Annotated in this window: 2 protein-coding genes; both read left to right on the forward strand. The window is 64.8% G+C overall.

What is annotated here, in order from left to right:
• Positions 1-906, forward strand: a 906-nt coding sequence (locus tag DIE23_RS39010) for a branched-chain amino acid ABC transporter permease (protein WP_124618196.1), incomplete at its 5' end; no start/stop codon positions are given.
• A 24-nt stretch (positions 907-930) separates the two neighbouring features.
• Positions 931-1154 (forward strand): ATP-binding cassette domain-containing protein (locus DIE23_RS39015; protein WP_124618198.1); only part of this gene is annotated, 224 nt, incomplete at its 3' end.

Raw genomic sequence — 1154 nt, forward strand, 5'->3', positions numbered from 1 at the left:
TACACGGCGGCCTTGCTGAGCTCGCCGCACCTGGCCTCGCAGTTCGAGTGGATCGCGGCGCTCGCGCCGAACGGGCTGCACGTGCCGTTCCTGCTCATCGTGCCGATCGCGATGGCGCTCGCGGCGACCTTCGGGATCCTGCTCGGCGCGCCGACGCTGCGCCTGCGCGGCGACTACCTGGCGATCGTGACGCTCGGCTTCGGTGAAATCGTGCGGATCTTCATGAACAACCTCGACCGTCCGGTGAACATCACCAACGGCCCGAAGGGGATCACGGGCATCGATCCGGTGCACGTCGGCGGCTTCAACCTGTCGCAGACGCACTCGATCTTCGGCTTCCAGCTGCCGTCGGTCTACATGTACTACTACCTGTTCGTGCTGTGCGCGCTGCTGGTGATCTGGACGTGTACGCGTCTGCAGCACTCGCGCATCGGCCGCGCCTGGGCGGCGATCCGCGAAGACGAGATCGCGGCGAAGGCGATGGGCATCAACACCCGTAACGTGAAGCTGCTCGCGTTCGCGATGGGCGCGTCGTTCGGCGGCCTGTCGGGCGCGATGTTCGGTTCGTTCCAGGGCTTCGTGTCGCCCGAGTCGTTCACGTTCTGGGAATCGATCGTGGTGCTGGCCTGCGTGGTGCTCGGCGGCATGGGCCACATCCCGGGCGTGATCCTGGGCGCGGTGCTGCTCGCGATCTTCCCGGAATTCCTGCGCTCGACGATGAGCCCGCTGCAGCACGCGATCTTCGGCCACGACATCGTCGATACCGAAGTGATCCGTCAGGCGCTGTACGGCCTCGCGATGGTGATCATCATGCTGTATCGCTCGGAAGGCCTGTGGCCCGCACCGAAGCATGAGGACAAGATCGCGAAACTGGCGAAGCGCAGCGCCAAGTCGGTGCGTGCCTAACCGACGGACAAGGGGATATCACACATGAGCGACAAACAAATCCGACTGTCCGTCAAGGGCGTGAACAAGCGCTTCGGCGGCCTGCAGGCGCTGTCCGACGTCGGCCTCGAGATCAAGGAAGGCGAGATCTACGGCCTGATCGGCCCGAACGGCGCCGGCAAGACGACGTTCTTCAACGTGATCACGGGCCTCTACACGCCGGACTCCGGCGAGTTCAAGCTGGACGGCACGGAATACAAGCCGACCGC

The sequence above is a fragment of the Burkholderia sp. Bp9143 genome (assembly GCF_003853645.1).
In the GTDB taxonomy this organism is placed as follows: Bacteria; Pseudomonadota; Gammaproteobacteria; order Burkholderiales; family Burkholderiaceae; genus Burkholderia.